The organism is Flavobacterium macrobrachii (assembly GCF_014486675.1).
In the GTDB taxonomy this organism is placed as follows: domain Bacteria; phylum Bacteroidota; class Bacteroidia; order Flavobacteriales; family Flavobacteriaceae; genus Flavobacterium; species Flavobacterium macrobrachii.
In genome coordinates, this window is the sequence record NZ_JACTAC010000108.1 from 1 (window position 1) to 6,021 (window position 6,021).

Consider the following 6,021-nt stretch of genomic DNA (forward strand, 5'->3'; position numbering starts at 1 on the left):
GTAGCAAATTCTAATGTATTATGGTCATTAATATCAAGCATTAAACTAAAACCTGCATCAGTATCTTTGATTGCTGTTCTCCATCGTCCGTCATTTCCATAAGCGACTTGCGGATTAAATGTGGTATTTTTTCTCCAAAAAAGAGTATTCCATCCTGGCCAATCCGTATTCTGAATAAAAATATTGGTTATAAAATAATCTCTGAAGTTATCGGCATCGAGTTGTGTTTTAATGTAATTATAATTAGAAACATCTGCCAATGAATTATTTTCTAAATAAGAAAACATCGCCTCGAAATGGTCACCACTTCCTTCATCTACCTGATAACCATCGTCAATAACTTCGATGTCAGCCTCAACAATGCCATACTTTCTTTCGAAATAATGTCTATCCATTCGTTCTCTAATGTTTAACATTCCCCAATATTCGCCATTTAACAATACAACCGATGGCTGATATGCCTGATTATCCAGACCTGTTTTCTCAATTAATTCATGAGTAAATGCATCTTTATAATAGGTATTAAAAAAATCATTCCCAGAATTTCTCAATACTAATCGTTTGTAACTATTATAGCTTTCACCGGAAAAAATTGGATAATTAAATGTAGCTGCTCCAAGTTCTGGTCTTGCGTACAATCGTAACGACTTATTTTGAAAAGCACGAGAACCGCCTCCATTGATACGGATTCCAACTTGCTGATTTAAAACTTCATTTCCGTTTACAAAATAATTAAAATGTCCAACTTGTTCTGTAGCTTCGCCAGATCTATCATAATTTGACTCTGAATAATACAAAGCCTCAATATCTGGATTAGCCACTCTCCAATTATCATAATCTACACCCGCAACATAGATACCATCATTATAATCAAAAAATTTATTCTCGTCAACGCTTATTGATACTACTGGAACATTAAACTTTTGACTTCCTTCTGGCGAGACTATATAGGTTTGCGTTACAATTTTACTCTCCAATGCACCCGCTTTAAATACTCTAGCACGAACAACTGTAGCCTTAAAGATTGAATAATCAGGAATGTAGTAAGAAGGATCAAAATCAAAAGTAGATGAAATGGTAGAAATATCATTGGGTTGACTCGTTCTATCTTCTATGGTTAATGGTGCTGTATATTGAAAGGATTTAAAACTATTAGTAGAAAACTCATTAATAGGCAGTTCTCCAAGACCAATTGGATATTGATTTTTATATTGATAGGTTGTTCCATTAAGGTTATCAATATTTGGATCTGAACCATCAGTTGTATAAATAATCGTAACAGTTGGATCAGGATGACTAATTGTTAAGCTAAAACTTTCTGAAAAAAATCCACCAGAAACAGAAAAAGTTGGTGCCGATAACACTTCTGAAAATCCTTGTGTAGTATTGCTTTCGCCAGGTGTTGGTTCTGGAAAAATAACAAAGGTTGATGAACCATCGGTTTGTCTTCCATAAGTGTAATTTTGTGGAATAATTACTGCTGGATAACTATCAACCGTTACGCCATTATTATCCGTTAATGTAATCGTTTCTCCACCCGAACTGATTTTAAAATTAGTATGTAATGGAAAATTAATATCGGTTCTGTTCTTATCTGAACACCATATTAATAAATGCTCTCCTGGTTCCATCCAGTATTCTGGAAAAACCCATAGGTAAGGATTTGAAGCTAAATCGGTCAATCCATAACCTGCCAAATTTATTGGGCTAGCTGATGTATTATACAATTCTACCCAATCTTCATAACTTCCGTCGTCATCGGTAATTACCGCTGCATTAGAAGTTATTATCTCGTTTATAACTACGCCTTGTGCATTCATTTGCAACCCAAAAAATAGTAAAACGATTAATAAAGTAATTTTTTTCATCTTCTTAATAGATATTAATTTCAAATCGAAATTATATAACTTTTTGATAACCCATTGATAAAAAGGATTAAAATCGTTGTGTAGCTTTTTATTTCGATAAATAACCTTATCATGCAAATTTTATCGTTCAAAAGTTGTAGAAAATTTACTCTCTTTGTTGATAAACAAACTCTTTGGTTAATAAAAAATTAGACTTTGTTTAGCACAATATTCAATGTATAATAATTACTTTTGTTTCCACAAAAAAACAAACATAACTAAACCCAATTTAGAACACATTTTAATGAGAACAGACGCTTTTGCATTACGCCACATAGGTCCAAGTGAGAACGACCTACAACATATGTTTAAAACCATTGGAGTGGACAGCTTGGAACAACTAATTTATGAAACCGTTCCTGACAATATTCTTTTAAAAAATCCATTAAATTTAGACGCACCTCTTTCTGAATATGAATACTTAAATCACATTCAAGAACTGGGCAAAAAGAATAAAGTTTTCAAATCTTACATTGGTTTAGGATACCATCCAACGGTAATTCCTGCGGTAATTCAAAGGAATATTTTTGAAAATCCAGGTTGGTACACGGCTTATACGCCTTATCAAGCCGAAATTGCTCAAGGTCGTTTAGAAGCTATTTTAAATTTTCAAACTACCGTTATTGAACTTTCGGGAATGGAAATTGCTAACGCTTCTCTTCTTGACGAATCTACCGCTGCTGCCGAAGCTATGGCGTTATTGTTTGACGTTCGTTCTCGTGAGCAAAAGAAAAACAACGTTTGTAAATTCTTCGTTTCTGAAGAAATTTTACCTCAAACCTTATCGGTGTTGCAAACGCGTTCTACGCCAATTGGTGTTGAATTAGTAGTAGGCAACCATGAAACTTTTGATTTCTCAAACGACTATTTTGGAGCTATTCTTCAATATCCTGGAAAATATGGTCAGGTTAACGACTATGCTGGTTTTATTGCAAAAGCAAAAACGGCCGAAATTAAAGTTGCTGTAGCTGCCGATATTTTATCATTAGTAAAACTAACGCCTCCTGGCGAAATGGGTGCCGATGTAGTAGTAGGAACAACTCAACGTTTCGGAATTCCGATGGGTTATGGCGGACCACACGCTGCGTTTTTTGCCACCAAAGAAGAATACAAACGCTCTATGCCAGGAAGAATTATTGGCGTAACGATTGACACTAACGGAAATCGCGCTTTGAGAATGGCGTTGCAAACTCGTGAACAACATATCAAACGTGAAAAAGCAACTTCTAATATTTGTACGGCTCAGGTTTTATTAGCCGTTATGGCAGGAATGTATGCAGTGTATCACGGACCAAAAGGCTTACAATATATTGCTGACAAAGTACACAACTCCGCTTCAACTTTAGCAGATGCATTAAATAAATTAGGCGTTTATCAAACAAATGCTGCGTTTTTTGATACCATTTTAGTAAAAGCCGATGCTAACAAGGTTAAAGCTATTGCCGAAAAACAAGAAGTAAATTTCTACTATGTTGATGCCGATACGATTTCGATTTCAGTAAACGAAACGACTTCTATTTCAGATATCAATCAAATCATTTTCATTTTTGCAGAAGCAACAGGAAAAGACAGTTTTACTGTAACCGAATTAACTACTGCAAATAATTTACCAAAATCATTAGAAAGAACCTCATCGTTCTTGCAACATGAGGTTTTCAACAACCATCATTCTGAAAGCCAGTTGATGCGTTATATTAAAAAATTAGAACGCAAAGATTTATCGTTAAACCATTCGATGATATCATTAGGTTCTTGTACCATGAAATTAAATGCTGCTGCCGAAATGTTGCCTCTTTCTATGGCAAACTGGAACAGCATCCACCCATTTGCACCAATCGAGCAAGCCGAAGGTTATCAAATTATGCTTAAAAAATTAGAGCATCAATTGAATGTGGTAACTGGTTTTGCAGGTACAACTTTACAGCCAAATTCGGGTGCGCAAGGAGAATATGCTGGTTTGATGGTCATCCGTGCATATCATCTTTCTCGTGGCGATAACCACAGAAATGTGTGTTTAATTCCAGCTTCGGCTCATGGAACTAATCCTGCTTCGGCAGCAATGGCAGGAATGCAAATTATCGTGACCAAAACCATGGAAAACGGTAATATTGACGTAGAAGATTTAAAAGCAAAAGCCATTGAGCATGCAGACAACCTATCGTGCCTAATGGTTACTTATCCGTCAACACATGGTGTTTTTGAAAGCGCTATTTGCGAAATTACTCAACTCATCCACGACAACGGCGGTTTGGTTTATATGGATGGTGCGAATATGAATGCTCAGGTAGGCTTGACTAATCCAGCTACTATTGGAGCTGATGTATGTCACCTAAACTTACATAAAACCTTTGCTATTCCTCATGGTGGCGGTGGACCAGGCGTTGGACCTATTTGTGTAAACGAAAAATTAGTTCCGTTTTTACCAACTAATCCTGTGATAAAAGTAGGCGGCGACCAAGCCATTACCGCTATTTCGGCTGCGCCTTATGGTTCTGCTTTGGTCTGTTTGATTTCCTATGGATACATTACGATGCTAGGTGCAGAAGGATTGAAAAAATCTACGCAATTTGCCATCTTGAATGCTAACTATATGAAAGCACGCTTAGAAAACCACTACCCTATTTTATATTCAGGAGAAATGGGACGAGCGGCTCACGAAATGATATTAGATTGCAGAGCTTTTGAAGAAAAAGGAATCAAAGTAACTGATATTGCAAAACGATTGATGGACTATGGTTTCCATGCGCCAACGGTTTCGTTCCCAGTAGCTGGAACACTGATGGTAGAACCTACCGAAAGCGAAGACCTAGCCGAATTAGACCGTTTTTGTGATGCTATGATTTCAATTAGAAAAGAAATTGAAGCTTCGACCAAAGAAGACGAAAATAACATTTTGAGAAACGCTCCACATACTTTAGCCATGCTAACTACCGATACTTGGAGTTTTCCATACACCAGAGAACAAGCGGCTTTCCCGCTGGACTACATTGCTGAAAACAAATTTTGGCCAAGTGTTCGTCGTGTTGACGAAGCCTATGGCGACAGAAATTTAGTATGCAGCTGTGCACCAATCGAAGCGTATATGTAATTATAAATTAGAAATTACGAATTAATAATTAAGGTTTCAAGCTAAAAACTTGAAACCTTTTTTTTAATACAAATCTTATACGATTTATTTTTATAAGCTTTTTACGTTAAAAATATACTACTTTACAAGGTTTTTTGTAAGTTTATACTATTAATAATCAATAAAAAAAACAAGTATGGCAAATTTATCAAACAATCGATTGGATTTTACTTTATCACAAAGTGATGTAACTGCTATCAATGACAGCATTGATGCTTTAAACAGCAGACTGGATTTTTTAATTGGGCTTACCGTTACCGAGCGAATAACGCTTCCTGCTATTGATGTAAACAACAAAGCCTTTACCGAAGACGCTATTAATGCAGCTACTAGCAACGAAACACTCCTGCCAGGGTATGTATCTGTAGTAGCCATGAAAAACGACCTAGACCTATTCAATCAACTTGAACCGATTAAAATTAAACTGAACCAAATTTTAGAAAAAATAAACGACACTCAGTTGCTAGCAGGTAGCGAAGCCTACACCTCTGCACTGACGGTGTACAAACTCTTTGGTTCGGCTGCCGATGCAGGAATTCCGGGTACAGACACCATTTATGATTTACTAAAACAACGCTTTGCTGGGCAAGGTGGCACAGGAAAACCAGCCACTGATCCAAATCTTTAGTTTACCACAAATTTGATTAGAGCGCTTCTTTCGAAGCGCTTTTTTTATGCTCTTCCTGCAAGGTTTTTACAACCTTGTAGGCATACTGCTTAAATTATAAATACCTACAAGGTTAAAAAAAAGACCTTGCAGGAATATAAAACTCAACTACTTGGTAAAAAAAACCAACAAATAGATTTTTTCTCTAAGCTAAAAAAACAAAAACAACAGTATTAGTATGTACTTTATATAGTATAAGTATAAATAGATAACAGTATAATTATAAATAAAGCTATGTATTACTATAAACTTAGTTTAGTATTATAATAAACTTAACCAAGTATAAATATAAACTAAACTAAGTATAAATATAAACTTTG

The 6,021-nt window shown here is 35.6% G+C and carries 3 protein-coding genes; 2 read left to right on the plus strand and 1 reads right to left on the minus strand.

Annotated features, from left to right (window positions below; genetic code table 11):
- Nucleotides 1-1,868: CotH kinase family protein (locus tag IAI56_RS15010; protein WP_187658633.1), on the minus strand; the 1,868-nt coding region annotated here is incomplete at its 3' end.
- A 283-nt stretch (nt 1,869-2,151) separates the two neighbouring features.
- Here IAI56_RS15010 and gcvP point away from each other — a divergent pair.
- Complete coding sequence (gene gcvP, locus IAI56_RS15015; RefSeq protein ID WP_187658634.1) at nt 2,152-4,995, plus strand: aminomethyl-transferring glycine dehydrogenase; 2,844 nt, start codon at nt 2,152-2,154, stop codon at nt 4,993-4,995.
- A 175-nt stretch (nt 4,996-5,170) separates the two neighbouring features.
- Entirely contained in the window at nt 5,171-5,662 is a 492-nt protein-coding gene (locus tag IAI56_RS15020) for a hypothetical protein (RefSeq protein ID WP_187658635.1), read from the plus strand.
- Nucleotides 5,663-6,021: the final 359 nt, after the last annotated feature.